This window comes from Streptomyces virginiae (assembly GCF_000720455.1).
Lineage (GTDB): Bacteria > Actinomycetota > Actinomycetes > Streptomycetales > Streptomycetaceae > Streptomyces > Streptomyces virginiae.
Genome location: NZ_JOAK01000051.1, coordinates 1 through 19,271, shown reverse-complemented (window position 1 = coordinate 19,271; position 19,271 = coordinate 1). Strand labels below are relative to the sequence as shown.

The window sequence follows — 19,271 nt, the reverse complement described above, 5'->3', positions numbered from 1 at the left end:
GCTTCGCGGTCGGGCAAGCCCGATCCTGGACAGCCGACGAACGGCGCGGTAGGGCTTCGCCTGCCGCCCAACGAGGGAACCACCCCGCTCAGCCCGGACCGATGCCGCAGGCAGCACGCAGGGCGAGGAGCCGGTTACGGTGCTGCCCATGGGGATCAGCACGGGGGAACAGCCGGGATACGCACTTCTCGTCGCGGCCGAGCCGCCCGTACGACACCCGCTCGCGGTCACCACGGCGTTGCCTCAGCTGGCCGCCGTCCCGCCGGCGCGTCTGGTCGGCACCTCGTACGCGAGCGTCGTACAGCTGGCCAACCCCGACGACCCCAACACGGTGTTGACGAACCTCCGCACCGCGGCCGCCGTCGAGGGCCCGCTACTCGTCTACGTCGCCGGGCACCTGGCCGTCGACCCGCGCCAGAACCTTCTCCACCTGGCCCTGGCCCGCACCACCGCCCGCACGATCCGGTACACCGCGCTCCCCTGGCACTGGATCGGTGCCGAGCTGCAGCGCCGCCCGCCGGGCACCACCACGGTGGTGGCCGACCTGGCGACCGACACGGACGTCTGGCAGGCCCTCGTCCACCAGGAGCAGTCCCTGGCCGGACCGTTCGCCCTGTACGGCGCCGTGCAGCTGCAGGACCGCCGCCACCGCCCCGGCCCCTCGTACACGAACGCGCTCGCGCACATCCTCCGCTCCGCGCCGACGAGGCCCAGCGCCGAGCAGCTGCACCACCAGGCCGCCCGCGCGGCCGCCGTCGACGCCGCCGCCACCCTGTGGTTGGGAGGACAGGCGGTCGAGCAGGCCGCCCCGCACCCCGACGTCGACGTGCCCGCACCGAGGACCGAGGCGACGTCGACCACCGCGGCCGCCGTCGAGGAGGACCCCCACCTGGCGATCCGGGACGCGAGCCGCGCCGGCCGCCACGGCGAAGCCGCCGCCATCGCCGCCTCGTACGAGCAGGCCGCACTCCGAGCGCACGGTGCGCAGTCTGTCGAGGTCGCCCACTGGATCGAGGTCCGCGCGTTCCTTGCGCAGCAGGAAGGAGCCCCGGACCGTGCCTGTCAGCTGTGGCTGCAGGCCGCCGTGGTCCGGCTGACCGCCGACCAGCCCGAGCACCACCCCGAGGTGGCCGAGGCCGTCGACCGCGCCCACGGCGCCTGGCACTACGTCAGCGACCCGTCCCAGATCCGGCAGTTGGGCATCGAGCTGTTGAGTCTCCGGACCCGTGTCCCCGGAAAGAGTGGTGCTCGCGCGGACGTACAGCGGCGACTCGCGCGCCTTCCCCGGGCCGTAAACCCCTGATATCTCGGGGTTTTCGGGCCCGCCCGCCACACGGGAAGTCGACAAGTGGCCTCCCGTGTCACGGGAAAACCACAAGACACGCGGGAAAGTGTGGACCACACAGGCCCCGTTATGGATAAGATCTTGGACATGGCAGTACGAGGACGTCAGCAGCCGGGCCGAACGGGAGTGTTCCCCTCGGACAAGCCGTTGCGCGCCACCGTGATGCTCAAGCCCGGCGACTACGTACGCGGGTTGTACGAGGAGCTGGTGAACGACCTTGGGATCTCCGGGGCCGAAGTGCTCCGCGAAGCCCTTACCGAGCTGCACAAGAGGGAAGCCCGCCGCAAGGCGAGGCAGGCCCCGAGGGCGGCCCAGCACGCTGGTGAGGAGCTGCCCCAGACCGGATGACAACAACGTCCGGACGCGCAAAAGCCCTGACCCGAAAGTTCAGATCAGGGCACCGCTCGTTCGGCGGGACCACCTCAGTCACAAGCTGCCAGGCGCGGGTCTGAGAGTCCCTATCTCCACATGTAGGCCCATTTCAGGCGCCGGACGGAAGTCCGGGGCCGGGCCTTCGTATGTGCCCCTTATCTAGCTCCAGGAGCAATCGCATCGTAGCAAGAAGCTGCGGTGGTGGCCCAGTGCGCCCTCAGTCCGGTGTGTCCGGAAGGGAGGTCATCCACCCACCGCGTACCCAGTTCCTCCGGCTCCAGGCCGTTGAGGAAGCCCCCGCCCGGGGACCGCCCGTCCAGCCCGCTCAAGTCGTAGCTGGACGCGCTCCACCATGGCGGGTGGAGAAGGCGACATGCCGAGGGGAGACCGGTCCCCGTCCGAAGGGCCACGGAGACGTGGAGCCGGAGGAGCAGACAATGAAACCGGCCCGTGGCCCCTGCCAGGCGAGCAGGGGTAAACCCGGAGTAGCCCGCGGTTGAGATCGGTCCGCGTCACCAAGACCGACCCCGGCTTGCCACCGGGAGAGTAAGGCCGAGCCGCCCCCATACGTGACACCCGCTGATCGGGCACGCAGGGGCCGTGTAGACGCTAAACGGTGAAATGGAGCAGCAGCCAGACCGGCCTTGCCATGACGAGTGATCCCATGGCGAACAAGGTGGACCCCAGCCGGCGCCCGCGCAGAGCGGGCAGAGACACGACCTCTCAGCGCTGACTGCAAGTCCCGGTCCCAAGGCGAGCGTGCGAATACCCGTGGCCTGAGTGAAGCGACATACCGTGACGGGCGTACCGGAAACGAGTACCCCAGGTTGAAGCGAAACCCCCCTCTAGCAGAGATGGCAGAACCCCAACGGGAAGCTCTGTCATTTTTGCTAGGGGGGGGGCCGCTTCTCTCCACCCGCTCAGGGCACCCGGAGGGTGCGCGGGTGGAGCAAAGAGAACAGCCAAGCGCGAAGCGCTTGTCCTTCAACTACCGGGCCGAAGGCCCGAGAAGGAACGCGCGAAGCTCCTTATCCGCGCCTGAGAGGGCCGATCCGGCCCACCCCCACCGGGGGTGAGGTCGAGGACGAGAGAGAGCCGGATCGGCCCTCTCAGGGGTGTTCAGCCTGGCCGTAGGCCAGTCCTTTACGCCCGAACAGTCGTTCCCCTTATGGGCAGTTGAACGACAGACCTCACCCACCACCGGGCCCTCCCTCCCCTTCCCTAGAGCTGCCCGAGATTGGCATATGACGACAATGCAGGTTCCCGTGACAACCTAGGTTCACGACAGCTAGGGTTGTCACATGAAGATGAAGGAACCGACCCAGGAAGAACGCGACCAGCTCCGTCAGGCCCTGCACAAGGCCCTGGAGAAGCTGGGGGACACGGTGTACGAGCGGCTGACCGCCGGACGCCCGGACGACGCGGAGGAAGTGCTGGACCTCACCCGTCCGGAGATCCCCCTGGCGAAGCTGATCGTCTGCAAGTACGCGGACGAGGAACTGGACGTGCTGGCCGAGCGGTTCGCCCGCGCGGCCGGAGCGGCCGGAGCCAACTACGCCGAGCTGGGCACCGCGTGGGGGATCTCCCGCCAGGCCGCCCGCAAGCGCTGGCCCGGAGCGGTGAGCGCGATCAACGAGCGCGCCAACAAGGAGCCCGTGCACTTCGAGGCGTTCGGCGGAGAGGCCAGGGTGTCCTTCCACCCGGAGGACGGGAGCTGGTGGTGGATCGCCACCGCCGCCAACCGGAAGGTGCGCGAGGCGCCCGAGAAGGCCGAGTACGACACGAGCGAGGAGGCCGCGGCCGCCGCCGGCGCCTTCCTCGCGGCCAACACCACGACCACCGAGGAGTCGACCCGATGACCCAGCCCGATCTGACCGCCCTGGCCCTGGCCCTGCGGAACCTGTTCGACACCTACCCCACCGACGCCGACGACGCCGAGCGCGCGACGCTCACCCTGGAGGCCGGCGGGCAGCAGCACGTCGTACGACTCCAGCCCGGCCAGGTCGAGTGGCTGACCCACCTCGTCCGCGACGAGGACGGCAGTTGCCGCAACGCCCACGCGGACGGGACCGGGGCCTGCGAGCACTGCCGGGGGCTGGGAGTCGTCGGCGGCCGCAAGCCTCGCACGTGGGTCGCCTGGCAGGTCGACGGAGGCGGCCCCGGGATGCCGTGCACCGACGCCGCCACCGCCAGGCTGTACGCCGAGCAGCAGTACCGCGACGGACTCCACAGCGAGGACCAGGACGCGGCCGTACTGGTGTGGACCGGCGACGAGGACATGCGCACGCTGGAGGACCAGGGCGAGGACACCGGATGGTGCGTCAGCCCGGAGACCATCCAGACGCCGCCGGACGTCTGGACGTGCACGTGGTGCGGTGAGGACAACGACAACGCGTTCGGCCGCTGCCCCGGCTGCAGCCACCCCCGCCCCGCCGCCTCGTCCACCTGAGACCCGCCGGAATCGGCAACGGGCAACACCGCCAACCGACTACCGCCGCCCGCAGGCGGCATGGAGGCTGAACAGCATGGAGACCACACCGCAAGACCTCAGCACCCTGTACTGGGACGGACACGTCCAGAGCGTCATCACCTCGTACGGCGCCGGCCACCACGACGACCCGGGCGGCAACGCCGTGGTGGTCGACACCTGCCCCCTGCGCAACCCGCCCGAGGACCCCGAAGTCCGCGACCGGATGCTGCACAGCAACGGCCTGGACCCGGAGGTCCGCCGGTACGTCATGGCGACGCCGGGCGCGAAGGAGCTGGTGGCGCAGTCCGCCGAGAAGGTCCGCATCCTGTTGGAGCGCGACAACCTGAAGCAGTGGACCGGCGGTCCGCAGCAGTACCGCGTGGATGTCCACGTGGTCTGTGGTGGCGGCCGCCACCGTTCGGTGGCCGTAGCCGAGGAGATCGCGGTGCACCTGCGGGCGGCCGGGATCGGGTGCGAGGTCGAGCACCGGCACATCGAGCGGCCGATCCTGCAGAAGTGACGCGGCCGGGACCGTCGTAACCGGCCCCGGACGCGCACACCAGGACACCACATCGAGCAGGCCCCGCCCATCAGGGCGGGGCCTGTCCCGTGCTCAGGACCCGAACGCCTCCCGCCATCCGCTCCGTACCCCGCGGCCCACGGCCCGCCAGGACGACAGGAAGCAGCTGCACCCGTCACCCTCCCGCCGGGGGCAGCCGGCCGCGTGCCCGCGCACGCCGAGCCGGACGAGGGAGAAGGGGAGCACGACCAGCTCCGCGAGCAGGACGCACGGAGCGACGAGGAGGACCAGGACGTGAGAGCGCCAGCGGCGCGTGTTCGTGTTCATGGTCGGCAGTCTGGAACGGTTCCCCTGTGGACAGTTTCCGGCGAGCACGGCTGACGCCCCCTCAGAACGGCCCGTCGAGGGCCGGATAGGGTCTGTTCGATGTCACAGTTATGCCAATTACTGTGACAGTGCAGGTCAGAGCGTTGGAGGCGATCAGATGCGGCTCGCGGGGTACATCCGGGTGTCGACCGGCAGTCAGCTGGACGGGTTCGGGCTGGAGGACCAGGAGCGCATCGTGCGCCGCTGGACGCGCGAGCACGGCCACCGCCTCGTGAAGCTGTTCGTGGAGAAGGCGGTGCCGGGCACCGTCGCCGGGGACGAGCGGCCCGAGCTGGCCGACGCCCTGTTGTGGATCGAGGAGAAGCGCGTGCACGGCATCGTCGCGCCGAACCTTGACCGCCTGGCCCGCGAGCTGGTGGTGCAGGAGGCGGCCCTGGCCCAGACGTGGAAGCACGGCGGCCGCGCGTTCATGGCCGATCAGGGCGAGATCCTGCCCGACGACCCCGAGGACCCGATGCGTACCGCCATGCGCCAGATGATGGGCGTGTTCGCGCAGTTGGACCGAGGCATGACCGTGGCCAAGCTCCGCCGCGGCCGCCGCATCAAGGGGGAGAAGGGCCAGTACGCGTACGGCGCCCCGCCGTACGGATGGGCCGCGCACAAGAAGGAGCTGACCGAGGAGGAGATGGAGCAGGCAGGCCGAGCCCGCGCCCGCCAGCTCCGAGACGAGGACGAGCTGTCGTTGCGCGAGATCGTGGCCGTGCTGGAGGCCGAAGGGCTCCGCCCGAAGCGCGGGGAGCGCTGGCACCCGGAGACCGTCCGCCGGATGCTCGCGAACACGACCGACCGGCCGCCGACCCTGCGCCGGCGCGAGCGCACCGCGTAGGGACGACGAAGGGCCCGGCCGCCTGGCCGGGCCCTTCTGTCTGTCCTCGTCAGGAAGCCGGGGGCAGCGTCCGTTCCGCCAGCTGCCCGACCGCCGTCCGCCGGGCCGAGTCCCACCCGGGTTGGGGAGGAAGGCTCCGGAGCAGGCCGCGCAGCCGCTTCGCCTCCACCACGGTCACGCCGCCCAGTTCGAGGCGACCGCGCGGAGCCGGGACCTTCGCGCCGTGCACGGCGACCACCGGCCGGACCGGGACGCCGAGGGCCCGAGCCGCCTGTTCCGCCTCCCAGACCACCGTCTGCAGAGCGCGGGTCTGGTCGTAGCGGCCGTACCGGAGGGTGCCGCCCTGCACCGTCAGCTGGGACTTGTCCGACGTCCAGTTCTTCGTGTCGACGTACAGGGCGCCGGCGGCCGTGAAGGCAAGGTGGTCGAGGTTCGCCCGACTCCCCGGGATCGCCCGATCGTGCAGCACCACGGCGTGGCCCCGGCGGACGAGCGGGGCCAGGAGCTTGGCCGTCCGCGCCTCCCCGGCGGCCCCCACCGCCCAGCTGTTGTGGCTCCGGCGGTACAGCCGCCGTACGCCGAGCCCGACCACGACCAGCGCGGCGACCAGGCCGAGCTGCCAGTTCGTCAGCGAGCCGACCGCCGACCCGACCACCGCGGCGGCCGCCGCGAGTAACGGCAGCAGCACCCGGGCCCGTCGATGCTGTGCTGCCCGCTCCGCTGTCCGAGCCGCCTCACCCATCCGGCCCGCGCTCGCCCCGGCTCCGCTTCGGTGCCCCGCTGTCGTCATCCCGCCGCCCCTCCCGTGTGGTTACTGCCTGTACCGGGACGGTAGCGCCCGGGGGAGACACCGCACAGGCGAAAAGACCGGCCACCGTCACATGGCACGCGTAGCCGCCTCTCGTTGCCGACTGCGGCCCGTCCGGGGTGCCAAAAGACGGCAGCGGCGGGAGGGGGGAGGGGTGGCCGGGTCCGGTTGGCCGTCGACTCCGCCGGAGTCGGGTCGGGCGCCGTACTCCCGCCGTCGCGGATGACGGGAGCGTGAGGAGACCGCACCGCCGGCCGTGGTCGAGGGGGAGCAGCAGCTGCCGCGAGGTGGCCGAGCCCGTCGTGGGCGCTCCGCTCAGCGCGGCACCGTGGGCCCGACCCGTTCGGCGAACTGGGAGACTTGGGCAGGTGAGCACCACCCGCCGCCCGTTGGGCACCGGACCCCGCACCGCCGAGGAGCAGTCGCCAATTGGCGACCAGCGCGAACGCGGCCGGACAGCAGCAGAGCGGGCAGCCGTCGAGCCGCCCGCCCTGGCCGTCGAGAACGAGGTGGTGGAGGCGCGGCCGCCGGGCCGCCGCCCGTTGGGCACCGGGGGTGCCCGCTTCTAGTTTTGCTCCCTCATTTGAGGGCCGATTTATGGAACTTCCCCAGGTCAGATGGGGTAACAGTCGCCCGGACTGTTACCGCGATCCTGGGGGAAGTGCCCGCCGCCGGCGGGCCGTTCGCTCCGGCCGAGCCGGGACGTCCGCACGGTCGACGCGTACCGAGGTGGCGCCCTCATCCGGCTGGACGTCGAGCACCAGGCGCAGGCCGCCGCCGCGGTGCGTGAGCCGGGTCGGCTCACCGGCCTGCAGCGCGGTGCACGCCTGCAGAAGCGGCAGCAGGATCTCCACCACCCGCTCGCCCCGCTCGCGATCGTCCGTCATGACCCTGATCTGCACCATGAGGTGAACCCCCCTCTCAGTCGACCGAGGAGGCCACGGGCGCGGCCATCTCGCGGAGGCGGTCGAGTACCGCCCGGACGTCGCCCAGGGCACGGTGGCCGCCGCCGAGCGCCTGCCAGCTGTAGTTGCCCCAGTAGTCCGACCAGTCGCCGTACCAGTCCGAGTACGGCACCATCGCGTCCTCCAGCGTCATGCCGTCGAGCCAGGCCGCCGCCGACGCCGCCGGGTCCTCGTGTCCGGCCGCCCGGTAGTGCCGGGTCAGCTCCCAGCGCAACACCCCCTTGTCGTACGGGGCGTTCCAGATCAGGCACCGCCGCCCGTCGAGCGCGGCCGTGAGGCCGACGAGGATCTGCCCGAACGAGGGCGCCGTGGCCACCGCCTCGTCCGTGATGCCGTGGATCTCCGAGGCGCCCGCCGGGATCGGCCGCCCGGGGTTGACCAGGGTGTCCACCAGGACGTCCCCGGAGCCGGAGATGACCGCGAGTTCCACCACGCACGCGTCCGCGTCGAGCCCCGTCGTCTCCGTGTCGAGGACCACCAGCGCCTCGTTCGCGAGCGCGGCCGCCGCCCACTCCTGCAGTTCGAGCACCCGCCGGCGCCGGGCCTCCCGCTCAGCCTCCCGGGCCTCCACCGCCCGCCGTTCGGCTTCCGCCCGCTCCCGTGCGTCGCGTTCCTCGCACGGCGAGCACCACCGCGGCCGCCAGTACCCGTACGGGTTCGCCTCCCGCCAGCGGCGCACCGCCGCTTTGGTGGCCGTCTTCACCGAGCAGTCCCGCCCCGGGCAGGTGATGGAGTACAGCACCGCCTCAGCCTTCCGGGCCCGTTCCTCCGCGAGCTGGGCACGGCGGCAGTCGCCACACCGGTTGTGCGCCACCGGGTACGGACGCTCGCGCACCGTCCCGCAGCCCCAGCACGTCCGGGCCCGCTCGCGCTGCCGGGCCAACTGTGCCTTGTGCCAGCACTGCGAGCACGGGCGGCCGTTCAACCGGTGCTCGCGCACCTTGCCGCACTCCGGGCAGGTCCGGGCCGCCTCCATGCGCTTCTTCACCGTCGAGGACAGCGGCCGCATCTTCACCGCGGCCGCCGGGTCATACAGCGGCACCTCCAGGTCGTGCTTGCGCAGGTAGAGGTACGCGAGGACGGGCTGACCGTCCGCCAGCTTCAGCCGGGCCTGGCCCAGTTGTGTCTGCGTTTGCAGGTACGCCGGCGCCTGCCCCCACCGGTAGACGGGCAGCCCGTCCGTGAACCCGTAGGGCTCCCCGCGCGGCACCCGATCCGGGGCCTGATCTGCGCTTTCACGACTGGCCGGGACCGTCCCCGCCGTGCGTGCCGTCGTTGCCGTGCTCACCCATACCTCCCGAGGACAGTCCGCCGGAATTCCCGACGCTAGCATTTATAGACCCCATTCGGGCCGCTTTTCAAACTCCGCCATCCGAGGAAATCGAGAAAGCCGGAGGACGCTTAGAGCTGTGCGCGCGAAGCCGGATTCTCTTAAAGGAGATCCTTTTAATTCACCGGCCGGGGCCGTCACTCGTTCGAGTGGGGGCCGTACGCGGCCAGGGCCTCCCGGATGATCCGGGCGGGCGGGTAGAGCAGGCGCGCGAGTTCGTCACGGCGGGTCTTCTGTTCCTCTGTCAGCCGGAGCCCGGAGCCGACCAGGCCCAGTTCGTACAGCCGGGCCAGCGGCTTCTCCGAGACCCGCCACGAGGCGGTGCGCAGCTGCAGAGCGAGGTCCGCCGGGAAGGCGTAGTTCCGCTGTACCAAGGTGATTCCAGCACTCGCCCCGGGCCAGCGGCCTGACAGCGCGAGGCGGTCGAGGTCCGATTGCGTGAGCGGAGCCCACGGGCCCGCCAGGTCCTCGTCCGCCAGGCGCCGGCGGACCGCCTCCCCCACCACGACCTCCAGGGCAGGCCAGTGCTCCGGACGCATACGAGCGACCTGTACGCGAGCGTCGCGCGGCCGAATGCCGGACGCCACCAGCTCCCGCACGGTCTCCTTTTCCTCCAGCCGCCGCCGCTTATCGAGCAGCGCAAGCGCACCCGCTTGTGACGCGGTGATCCAAGCCGTAACGCCGATTTTCTCCATGCGCCGATTCTAAAGGAGATCCTTTCCGCGCGCCCCCACGCTCCGGCTGCATTAAAAGGATCTCCTTTTGTCGGGCGCGCCCCGCTTCGCCTTACGATCTTGAAAAGGCGATCAGCCGGGCAGGCCCAGGTCGTCCAGGGACGCCCCGGCGGCCCATTGCTGCAGCTGGCGGCCGTCGAGCAGGTGGACCCCGCCCTGGCGTGAGGCCCAGAGCACATCGGCGCGGCTGTACGAGCCCCTGCTGACCACGACCCGAATCAGGTTGTCGACCCCCGGGCGGCCCGCCTCCCGCAGGGGAGCGGGACCCGTCGGCGCGTCCTCGTCCGCCGCCTCGTCCGCCGGGCGGAACCCGACGTCGAGCTGGCGGCCGCCGCGGTCGCGTGCGTACAGGCGGGGCCGCCCCTCGTCCGGCATCGCGATGACGTGCCAGCCGTCGCGGCGCAGCATCCGTTCGGCGGCCGCCGCCAGGCCGTGGTCATCGAGCACGCCGAGTTCGGTCGAGGTGTAGATGCCGCCGCGCCGGCGGGCCGCCGCGCGGCGCCACCGCATACCCACCGCCGTGGCGGCCGCGAGCAGGACGACGCCCAGCACCAGGCCGCCGACGCCGAGGGCACGGTGCAGCCAGACGAGGAGGACCAGCGGAGCCGCCGCGGCGAAGGCCAGCCCGACGAACGCGGGCAGCACGTCGCGCAGTTCGGGGCCGTACCGCCCCTGTGCCCGCAGCTCCGCGACCGCGCGTTGTCTCTGCGAGCGACGCGACCCGGGCACGGGAGGTCGTCTCCACCACAGCTCCACCTGGGTCAACTCCCCATCACCGCCCGCCGTTCGTCCCTGCCCGTAGAGATACCCGCTCGCGGGAGTCTCCCGCCAACCGGGACGCGGACCGGCCACGAACTGGCCGGACGAGATACGGCGAACCGCTTGCGCCGCCTGTTGGGGAACCCCTACAGTCAAAGGTGTTGGGGAACCCCAACACCGACGAAGGGAACCGCACATGACGACCCCTCAGCACCGCCCCCTCCCGTCCCCGGTGGACGAGCCCATGGCCGTGAGCCGGCCGGGCATGGAGCCCTGGGAGACCTCCGGCCGGACCGCCCACTGGCCGGACGGAGTGGGCACGTACACGCTCGCGTTCCACGGCAACAAGCAGTGGAGCATCGCGGACGAGGCGGACAGCGCCATCCTGGCCATGGACGCGATCCAGGCCGGGAACCCCAACCTGGGGGAGGAGTTCATCTACGCGAACCTGCGGGACATCCGGCGCCTGAAGCAGCGGCTGACCGCCATCGAGGAGGAGCTGTTGCTGATGGCCCGCGAGCCCGACGAGGACGGGGACAAGGTGTCGTGGCGCGACCTGGGCGAAGGACTGGGCCAGCACCACACCACGGTGAAGGAGCGGCACGACCGCATCGCGGCGGGCGGCACCCACAGCTTCCGCCGCTGGCTCACCGAGAACACCCCCCGCGCCGACCTCTACCCCACCAACTGAAGGGCGACCACCACCATGAGCACCGACGCGTACAAGGACTTCCAGGCCCTCCAGGTCCGCCGCCCCGACGACCTCCCGCCGGCCGTCCCCCTCACCTGGCAGGCGGAGAAGCACTCCCAGCACGCCGAGCGGCTGTCGAACCGCCGCCTGCCCGCCGACTTCCCGCACGAGGTCGAGCGCGGCGACGCGGGCGACGCGCTCGCGCAGCTGGCCCTGGGAGAGGCCATCCGCCGCACCGCCCTGAACTACCGCCCGAGCACCGTGCACGAGGCCCTGCAGTTGGGCGCGACCTGGAACGAGGTGGCGGCCGCGCTGGACTGCACCCCGGACGAGGCGCGCGACGTGCTCCGGTCCTACGCGGACGGACAGCGCCGCCTGTACGAGGGCGACGAGCGCGAGGGCCGCCGCCCGATCGGCTTCACCGTCGAGCAGCACCAGGAGGCGCACGCGCTCACCGAGCTGGCCGACGACGAGTCGGCGGCCGTCGAGGAGGACCGGTGATCCGGGACGCCGTGACGTGCGACCGCGACGGGTGCGTCGCGCTGTTCCTGGAACCCGTGGACGACCCGTACGCGCTGGACACCGACGAGTTCGAGGACGTCATGAAGCGCGCCGGGTGGACCTACGGCGACGACGGGCACCGGTGCCCCGGGTGCGTCCGGGGCACCGGCCCGGTGCTGGAACTGGGGGAGTGCCCGCGCTGCACCGGGACGACCGTCGACATCCCGGCGGGGGCGCGGTGCCACTACTGCGGGCACGTCGAGCCCCACCCGAAGGAGGAGTGGTGATCCTGCGAGCCATCCGCCGGCGGCGCGAACGCCTGGCCGCCGAACAGCAGGCCCGGCACTTCCAGGCCCAGGTGCAGCAGGCCACGGACATGGCCATCACCGCGGCGGTGCGAGCCCGCCTCTCCGAACCCGTGACAGACATCCACGTCACCTGGCCGTTACGGGTCACGGTGGGCGACGTCCTCACGGCCGCGCGGGAGCACTTCGCCCTGGACGTCCACGAGGCAGACGCCGCCGCGATGCTCCGGCACCGCCTGGAATGGCGGGGGCACGCGGGATGGGGCGACCTCGTGACCGACGCCTACGAGTACGACGACTGACCGACCCTCAGCACCCCGACCGGCCGCCGCTGGAACGCGAGTTCCAGCGGCGGCCGTTGCCGTTCCAGTCCGCTCGAACCCCTCCCGTTTCGTAGCGTGTTCACGCTACGATCTGAGACATGCCGACTCAAGAGGGAACCCGGATCACCGCCGCGCTGGAATCGACTTGGGCCGCGTTCCAGAAGCACCACCCCGACCTTCCAGACGTCGTGATGATCACCGGCACGGGTACGCAGGGGCGGAACAAGAAGCGGCCGTCCTGGGGGCACCACACGGCGGACCGGTGGCTGGACGCGGCGGCCGGCGGCCGCCGGGCGGAGCTGTTCATCTCCGGCGAGGCCATCGCCGTGGGCGGGCAGATGGTGGTGGAGACCGCGCTGCACGAGGCAGCGCACGCGCTCGCGGCCGCCCGGGGCATCCGGGACACCTCGTGTGCGGGCCGCTGGCACAACCGGAAGTTCGCGGCCCTGGCCGAGGAGCTGGGGCTGGAGCCGCCGAAGCGGGCGGAGAAGGTCATCGGCTTCTCGGAGGCCCTGATCACCGCCGCCACGGTCAGCCGGTACGCGTCCGTCATCAGGAAGTTGGACGCCGCCGCCCTGGCCCGGATCGAGGCGCCCGACGAGGACAAGGACCAGGAGCAGGACGAGGACGGGAAGAAGGAGGGCCCGCGCGGCGGGAAGGGCCGGGCGGGTAAGCGCCTGGCCGTGGCGTGCGAGTGTGACCCGCCCCGCCGGATGCAGGTCACCCCGAAGCTGTTGGAGGGCGGGGCGATCCTGTGCGGGGAGTGCCGAGAGCCGTTCGAGGCCGAGGAGTCCGCCGAGGACACCGAGCCGGACGAGGCCGCCGCATGAGCGAGCCGACCCCCGCGGTTCCCTGGGACCGCCTGGCCGCCGACCCGGCGACCGCCGCCCGGTACGAGGCGAAGGTGTACCGCGGCCCCGGCCCGACGCCGTGCCACTGGTGGCTCGGGGCCATCAGCGACTCCGGGCACGGGAAGCTCCGGGCGGGCAGCCGCCCGGCGGGCACCTCCCGCGTGGTGTCGGCCCACGTCCTGGGGTTCGTCATCTGCCACGGCGCGGCCGCACTGCGGAACGGCGCCGTGGTCCGGCACACCTGCGACGAGAGCAGCTGTCAGAACCCGGACCACTGGCTGGCGGGGGAGCGGCTGCAGAACATCGTGGACTACGCGGCCCGCCGGGGGCTGACCGGTCACGCGCTCGCGGACGTGCGGGGCGCGGCGGGGCGGGCGGTTGCGGTGCGGGACGCGATCCTGGCCGCCGAGCCGGGCGCGGAGGCCGCCGCCATCGCGGCCGCGCTCGCGGCCGGCCACCCTTCGGGGGAGCACCAGGACACCCTTTGGTGAAGGCCGCTTCGTAGCGTGGACATGCTGTAGCAGGTCGAGGCGCACCGGTTCCGCTTCGTCCCGCCGGGCGGTCGACGCCGCCGCCGGATCGGAGCGTGTTCACGCTATGGCGTACGGGGTGGACCGGCCCGCCGTAGCGGTTGCCGTACAGGCCGCCGCCGTGGGCGGTTCACAGCGTGGACACGCTACGGCGTACGGGCGGCCGGGGGCCGGTTTCGTGGCCCGTGCGAGGGCCCGCCGGGCGTGCGGTTCACAGCATGTCCACGCTAGACCGTCCGCCGTTCGCGGCCGCCGGCCACCCGGGCGACGCCGCCGCCGAAAAACACGCTTGGTAACAGTCGAGGCCCGCCCCCAGTCCGGGGGTCGGGCCTCATGTCGTCTGTGGCGCAGCCTACCGGGCGCCCACCGGTCGCGGTCAACTCTTGCGAGAGGGGCAACCCTCTCGCGCTCTCCCGATCCCCGGCTGATCTCTCTCTGCGTCTTCCCCTCGTCTCCCCTTGCTCTCCCTCTTGCTTGCCCTTGTCGATCTCCTCTCCCATCTGCCTACTTGCCCTCTCCACCCCCTTCTCTTCCCGGATCTTGAAACCTGAGCTACCTACTAACTTCAACACACCCTTGCATTACCATCCGATGGCCCGTACCGTGATCACATGACCGCTACTGTGAGCCCGGGATCAGACCCGGGATACCTCATGAACGCGGTCGGTCGCGGCGGTGAGCACTACTACCTGAAGTCCATCGAGCAGGCCGGAGAGCCGGCCGGGATCTGGCTCGGGAGTGCCGCAAATGATCTTGGTCTGACTGGTGAAGTCGACCATGAGCTGATGAGCGACATGTACTCGAAGTTCACGCACCCGGGCCTCCACGCGGAGGTCCGGGCGTCACTCTCTGCGATCACGGCCGAGCCCGGATCGGACGAGTACAACGCCCAGGTGGCAGCCATCTACGACGAGGCCCGGGTGGGCCGGAAGCCGTACGACTACACCAAGTCGACGGAGGAGAAGGTGGCCGCCGCGGTGGAGAAGCTGGGGCCGGATTCGACGCCCGAGCAGCGCCGCGCGGCGGAGCTGAAGGTGCGCCAGAACGCCCCCTCCAGCCGCTCGTACTACGACGTCACGTTCTCCGCGCCGAAGTCGTACAGCCTGCTGCACGCCGGGTTCCAGATCGAGGCCGCGCGGCTCCGCGAGGCCGGGGACCTGGAGGGCGCGGCGGCCGCCGCCGAGAAGGCCGATCAGGTCTGGGAGTGCCTGATGGAGGGCGTCCAGGCCGGGCTGGAATTCCTGGAGGAAGAGGCCGGGTACGCCCGCGACGGACGCCACGGTGCGAAGGACCCGGACGGGGCCCCGATGGGCCGCCAGGTCGACGCGCACGCGTGGACGATCGCTTCGTTCCGGCAGCACACCAGCCGTGATTCCGACCCGCAGCTGCACATCCACAACGCGATCTGGAACCGCGTGGAATCCTCGTCCGTCGACCCCGTGACCGGCGAAGTCACGTCGAAGTGGCTCACCATCGACGGACAGGAGATCTACCGGCACACCAAGGCCGCCGGGCACATCTTCGAGAAGGTGTCGGACGAGGCCCTGTACCGCAAGATGGGCTTTCGCGTGGCCACCCGCCCGGACGGCATGGCCCGCGAGATCGTCGGCATCTCCGAGGAGAAGCGCGACAAGTACAGCTCCCGCCGGCGGACCATCACCAAGGGCACCGCCGAGCTGGCCAAGGCGTACGAGGAGCGGACCGGCCGCGCGCCGGGCGCCCACGAGCTGGCCCGCATGGCGCAGTGGGTCAACCTGACCGAGCGGAAGAACAAGGTGGAAGCCGTCCCGCGCGAGCAGCTGCTGGAGCGCTGGGAGGCCGACATGGTGGCCGACACCCGCGAGTCGCTGGCCGACATTCCAGCGCAGGTGGAACGCGCGACCGCCGAACTGGAACGCGACGGACGTACGCTGGAATCGGGCCTGGAATTCGACCCGACGAAGGTCGTGCAGCAGGCCATCGAGAACGCCCAGGACCAGAAGTCGACGTGGCGTCGAGGCGACCTGATCGTGGAGATCACCAAGGAACTTCCGGACTGTCTCGGAGGGCTGGAACGCCACCAGGTGACCGCCCTCGTCAACGAGCTGGCCGACGCCGCGCTGCAGCCTGGAGCCGACACGGCCGTGGTCCGGCTGACCGCCCGTAACCTCGTCCCGCTCCCCCCGGAGCTGTGCCGCGAGGACGGGCTGTCGGTCTACGCCCGCCACGGCGCCCGCCGGTACGCCACGGAGGCCCACCTGGAGCGGGAGGGCCGCATCATCGCCAAGGCCACCGAGCTGGGAGCCCCCGCCGTGGGCCGCGAGGCGATCGAGGAGGCCGTGGCCGGCGCCGGGCTGAACGAGGGACAGGAGAAGGCGTTCCGCTCCATCCTGGCCAGCGGCCGCCGCATGGAGGTCGTGGCCGCCCCCGCTGGAACTGGAAAGAGCCGCCTGGCGGGCGCGATCCACGACGTCTGGACGCAGGAAGTCGGCCCCGTGATCGGCCTCACCGTCAGCCAGCGCGCCGCCCGCGTGCTGTCCGACGAGGGCGTGGAGAACGCCGCGAACATCGCGAAGTTCCTGGACACCAACCGCCGGTTGGAATCGGGCACCGCGGTGTCGGACGAGGACCGGAACGCCTGCCAGCTCCGGCCGGGCCAGCTGATCCTGGTGGACGAGGCGTCCATGGCCGAGACGGGCCAGCTGGACGAGATCCGCCGGTACGCCGACCTGGCCGGGGCGAAGGTGCTGTACGTGGGCGATAACGCCCAGCTCAGCAGCGTGGGCAGCGGTGGGGTGTTCTCCCAGCTGACCGAGGATCTGCCGAACGTCCACCGCCTGGACGAGGTGATGCGCTTCAACTCCGAGTGGGAGAAGGAGGCGTCCCTGAAGCTCCGCAAGGGCGAGGTGGACGTGCTCGCGGAGTACGAGACCCGCGGCCGTCTGCGCGCTGGAACGCGCGAGGAGATGGTGGAAGCCTCGTACCAGTCGTGGCTGGTCGACCACACGGGCGGGAAGGACGCGGTACTCATCGCGCCGACCACGGCCCAGGCCGACGAGCTGGCCGCCCGCGCCCGCGCCGACCTCGTTCGGCTCGGGGAGGTCGAGGCGGACGGCATCGAGCTGGACGGGCGTGGCCTCACGGTCGGCAAGGGCGACATGATCCAGCTCCGGGACAACAACCGCCGTCTGACCAGCACGTCCGGCGACCGCTTCGCCACCAACCGCGATGTGGTCAAGGTGCTGGGCATCGCGGAGGACGGCTCCGTGACCGCCGCCTACGACGACGGGGACACCGTGACCCTGCCGTCCTCGTACGTGCAGAAGCATGTGGACCTGGCGTACGCGGGCACGATCCATTCCACCCAGGGCCGGACCGTTGGAACGGCCCACTCCTACTGGGACGGCTCCGGTTCGCGGGAGGCGTTCTACGTCGCGATGACGCGCGGCCGCGAGGCGAACACGGCGTACATGTCCACGGACATGCCGGGCGTGCCCGAGGAGCAGCGGCCCGAGCCGATGACCCTCTTCAAGCAGACGCTGGAGAATTCCAGCGTCGAGAAGTCCGCGACGCAGGTGCAGCGCGAGGAGCTGGAATGGTCCAGCTCCCTGGCGAAGCACTCGTACGAGCTGGAAGACCTGTCGACCAAGGACGCGGAGAAGAAGTTCGGACGGGTCCTGTTCGAGAAGCTGGGCGACAAGTTCTCGAAGGTCCGCGACAGCGAGGCGTACGGCTCCCTCATCCGTCTGGGCCGCAGCGCCGAGGCCGCCGGCCACGACGCCATGAAGATGATGGAGACCATCACCGGAAACGGCCGCGGCCTGGACGACGCCAAGGACTTGGCGAAGGTGCTGCACTGGCGGGCGGAGCGGGAGCTGGAGGCCGCCGACCGGCGTCAGGTCCAGGCGGACGAGGCCCGCGTGCGCGAGGCCGTCGAGACCCAGGAACGCACGGTCAACGACCTGATGGCCGAGCTGTCCGTGGCGCCCGTCGCCCACGTGGACCGGTCGATCAGCGAGGAGGCGCAGGCCGAGGCGATGCGCCAGGCCGAGGCCATGTCGCAGGCTCCGGTCCTGGCCTGGAACGGCAGCCAGGAGGACGCCCTGGCCGCGCAGCAGGCGGTCATCGGGGCACAGGTCATCGACCCCATGGAGACCCAGCGGGCAGCCGAGGCGGCCGCGTTCGAGCAGGCGCGACAGCAGGAGGCGATGGACCAGGCCATGGCCATGTCCCTGGGCGCCGAGGTGCTGCACGGTGCGCAGGAGTCGCAGGAGCGGGCCCGCATCGTGGAGGAGCGCCAGGCCGCCGCCGAGGAGCGCGCCGACTGGCGGAACCGGGCCGCCGAGATCGAGGGCCCGGAAGGCGAGTACGCCCGGGGCGTCGCGGAGCTGGCCGAGCAGAAGCGCCTGGAACTGGGACAGCAGCTGTTGGAACAGGCCGAGGCCGGCGAGCTGCCGCAGTGGGCGCAGAAGCTGGGACCGGTCCCCGAGGACCCGACCTGGCGGGAGCGCTGGATCGAGCGGGCCGGGTCGGTCGCCGCGTACCGCGAGGCGCACCAGCACGAGAACGAGCGCGACGCGATCGGCCAGCGGCCGGGCCGCGGTGCGGTCGACGTCCGCCAGGACTGGGACCGCGCGTACCGCGCGCTGGGCGAGCCCGAGGACCGGATGGAGCTGGTCGGAGCGTCGGACGCCACGCTGCGGCGCATGGTCGAGCGGTACGACCGCGAAACCGAGTGGGCGCCGCCGCACGTCGCCGGGCAGCTCCGCGAGGTCAGCGAGTCCCTGTCGGACGCCGAGCGCGAGTCGGTCCAGACGTACATCAAGGCGATGGAGGCCGAGACCCCCGAGCAGGCGCAGGAGCTGCAGGAGGCCGTCGAGGGGTACGAGGCCCTGACCGCTTCGCTTGCCGAGGACCGCGAGAAGCTGGAAAAGGTGCACGAGGCACGGCAGGCGTGGCACGAGCACACCGAGCCGACGCGCGAGCAGGCGCAGGAGGCACAGCGCCAGCTGGAACTCCGGGCACCCGAGCCGGAGCCCGTGGAACTGCCGGAGGACGTGCAGCCGGCCACCGTGGAACCGGAGCTGGAACAGGAACGCCAGGCCGAGCGCGCCCGCCTGCAGCAGGAGCAGGAAGCCGAGCAGATGCGGCAGGCATACGAGGCCGAGGCCCTGCGCCAGTCGCGCGAGCGGGCCCACGAGACCGCGCCCAAGCTCACGGGCGAGGAGCTGCAGGAAGCCGTCCGGACTGCCGGGCGGGCAACGGAGATCCTGGCCGACCGCGAACAGACGCAGCAGATGGAGGAAGCCGAGCGGACCCGCCGCGACGAACCCCAGGTCGTCCAGGCGCCCGAGCCGCCCGCGGCCGAACTCCGGCGGGGCCGCGAGGTCGAGATGTAGTCGGGGCACATCCCCGGCGAGGGGCGGACTGCCACCAGGCGGTCCGCCCCTTCTCCGTTGTCGAGTGCGGGTTACTGCGCGGGGCTCTGCCCCACACCCCGGCCACCCTGCGGAGGGGGTGGGGGGCACGGCTCGGTGGGTGCGGGTTGTGGGTGGTGGAGATGGTGGTGGGTCGC

At 71.5% G+C, this 19,271-nt stretch carries 20 protein-coding genes; 14 read left to right on the top strand and 6 right to left on the bottom strand.

The features are described 5' to 3' along the window. Nucleotides 1–148 precede the first annotated feature (148 nt). From IG86_RS0136870 to IG86_RS41955, 5 genes are all read left to right on the top strand, one after another. A complete protein-coding gene (locus IG86_RS0136870) occupies nucleotides 149–1,303 on the top strand; it encodes a hypothetical protein (protein ID WP_030902718.1) in 1,155 nt (384 codons plus the stop codon). Nucleotides 1,304–1,432: 129 nt separating this feature from the next. Continuing rightward, nucleotides 1,433–1,693: a hypothetical protein gene (locus IG86_RS0136865; protein ID WP_157854982.1), complete on the top strand. Its 261-nt coding sequence runs from the start codon at nucleotides 1,433–1,435 to the stop codon at nucleotides 1,691–1,693. A gap of 1,325 nt (nucleotides 1,694–3,018) precedes the next feature. Beyond that, a complete protein-coding gene (locus IG86_RS40425) occupies nucleotides 3,019–3,576 on the top strand; it encodes a hypothetical protein (RefSeq protein WP_051785632.1) in 558 nt (185 codons plus the stop codon). Then, complete coding sequence (locus IG86_RS40420; protein ID WP_051785631.1) at nucleotides 3,573–4,166, top strand: hypothetical protein; 594 nt, start codon at nucleotides 3,573–3,575, stop codon at nucleotides 4,164–4,166. Before IG86_RS40425 ends, IG86_RS40420 begins: the two co-directional genes overlap by 4 nt. Before the next feature lie 76 nt (nucleotides 4,167–4,242). Next, entirely contained in the window at nucleotides 4,243–4,707 is a 465-nt protein-coding gene (locus IG86_RS41955) for a RapZ C-terminal domain-containing protein (RefSeq protein WP_078906167.1), read from the top strand. A gap of 93 nt (nucleotides 4,708–4,800) precedes the next feature. Here the strand turns inward: IG86_RS41955 and IG86_RS0136845 are convergent, their stop codons facing one another. Next, the gene (locus tag IG86_RS0136845) at nucleotides 4,801–5,034 is read right to left on the bottom strand and encodes a hypothetical protein (protein WP_030902708.1); all 234 of its coding nucleotides are present in this window, start codon (nucleotides 5,032–5,034) and stop codon (nucleotides 4,801–4,803) included. Nucleotides 5,035–5,191: 157 nt separating this feature from the next. Here IG86_RS0136845 and IG86_RS0136840 point away from each other — a divergent pair, with 157 nt between their 5' ends. Then, a complete protein-coding gene (locus IG86_RS0136840) occupies nucleotides 5,192–5,920 on the top strand; it encodes a recombinase family protein (protein WP_051785630.1) in 729 nt (242 codons plus the stop codon). A gap of 49 nt (nucleotides 5,921–5,969) precedes the next feature. On the opposite strand, the gene IG86_RS0136835 is transcribed toward IG86_RS0136840, so the two are convergent. Next, a complete protein-coding gene (locus tag IG86_RS0136835) occupies nucleotides 5,970–6,608 on the bottom strand; it encodes a nuclease-related domain-containing protein (RefSeq protein ID WP_244306255.1) in 639 nt (212 codons plus the stop codon). Nucleotides 6,609–7,096: 488 nt separating this feature from the next. On the opposite strand from IG86_RS0136835, the gene IG86_RS43385 reads away from it, so the two are divergent. After that, on the top strand, nucleotides 7,097–7,297 hold the full coding sequence (locus IG86_RS43385) for a hypothetical protein (RefSeq protein ID WP_141726811.1): 201 nt from the start codon (nucleotides 7,097–7,099) through the stop codon (nucleotides 7,295–7,297). Between the two features lie 72 nt (nucleotides 7,298–7,369). Here IG86_RS43385 and IG86_RS43380 read toward each other — a convergent pair whose 3' ends face one another. The 4 genes from IG86_RS43380 to IG86_RS0136810 form a co-directional block, all read right to left on the bottom strand. Further along, nucleotides 7,370–7,633, bottom strand: coding sequence for a hypothetical protein (locus IG86_RS43380; protein WP_030902702.1), 264 nt, complete (start codon nucleotides 7,631–7,633; stop codon nucleotides 7,370–7,372). Between the two features lie 16 nt (nucleotides 7,634–7,649). Then, nucleotides 7,650–8,981, bottom strand: a complete 1,332-nt coding sequence (locus IG86_RS40415) for a 3'-5' exonuclease (protein ID WP_244306254.1) — start codon at nucleotides 8,979–8,981, stop codon at nucleotides 7,650–7,652. A gap of 179 nt (nucleotides 8,982–9,160) precedes the next feature. Continuing rightward, entirely contained in the window at nucleotides 9,161–9,718 is a 558-nt protein-coding gene (locus IG86_RS42710; RefSeq protein ID WP_141726812.1) for a hypothetical protein, read from the bottom strand. A gap of 111 nt (nucleotides 9,719–9,829) precedes the next feature. After that, nucleotides 9,830–10,486, bottom strand: coding sequence for a hypothetical protein (locus IG86_RS0136810; RefSeq protein WP_244306253.1), 657 nt, complete (start codon nucleotides 10,484–10,486; stop codon nucleotides 9,830–9,832). Nucleotides 10,487–10,712: 226 nt separating this feature from the next. Here IG86_RS0136810 and IG86_RS0136805 point away from each other — a divergent pair, with 226 nt between their 5' ends. From IG86_RS0136805 to mobF, 7 genes are all read left to right on the top strand, one after another. Continuing rightward, nucleotides 10,713–11,207, top strand: a complete 495-nt coding sequence (locus tag IG86_RS0136805) for a hypothetical protein (RefSeq protein ID WP_051785628.1) — start codon at nucleotides 10,713–10,715, stop codon at nucleotides 11,205–11,207. A gap of 15 nt (nucleotides 11,208–11,222) precedes the next feature. Further along, nucleotides 11,223–11,708 carry a hypothetical protein gene (locus IG86_RS0136800; protein WP_030902695.1) on the top strand — a complete coding sequence of 162 codons (486 nt, stop codon included), beginning with the start codon at nucleotides 11,223–11,225 and terminating at the stop codon, nucleotides 11,706–11,708. Further along, nucleotides 11,705–11,995: a hypothetical protein gene (locus tag IG86_RS0136795; protein WP_030902693.1), complete on the top strand. Its 291-nt coding sequence runs from the start codon at nucleotides 11,705–11,707 to the stop codon at nucleotides 11,993–11,995. The genes IG86_RS0136800 and IG86_RS0136795 overlap by 4 nt, the downstream gene beginning before the upstream one ends. Continuing rightward, nucleotides 11,992–12,315, top strand: coding sequence for a hypothetical protein (locus tag IG86_RS0136790; protein WP_030902692.1), 324 nt, complete (start codon nucleotides 11,992–11,994; stop codon nucleotides 12,313–12,315). Before IG86_RS0136795 ends, IG86_RS0136790 begins: the two co-directional genes overlap by 4 nt. Nucleotides 12,316–12,434: 119 nt before the next feature. Further along, complete coding sequence (locus IG86_RS0136785) at nucleotides 12,435–13,166, top strand: hypothetical protein (protein ID WP_051785627.1); 732 nt, start codon at nucleotides 12,435–12,437, stop codon at nucleotides 13,164–13,166. Beyond that, nucleotides 13,163–13,678, top strand: a complete 516-nt coding sequence (locus IG86_RS0136780; protein WP_030902688.1) for a hypothetical protein — start codon at nucleotides 13,163–13,165, stop codon at nucleotides 13,676–13,678. The genes IG86_RS0136785 and IG86_RS0136780 overlap by 4 nt, the downstream gene beginning before the upstream one ends. Before the next feature lie 692 nt (nucleotides 13,679–14,370). Beyond that, on the top strand, nucleotides 14,371–19,095 hold the full coding sequence (gene mobF / locus IG86_RS0136775; protein ID WP_167751190.1) for a MobF family relaxase: 4,725 nt from the start codon (nucleotides 14,371–14,373) through the stop codon (nucleotides 19,093–19,095). Nucleotides 19,096–19,271 lie beyond the last annotated feature (176 nt).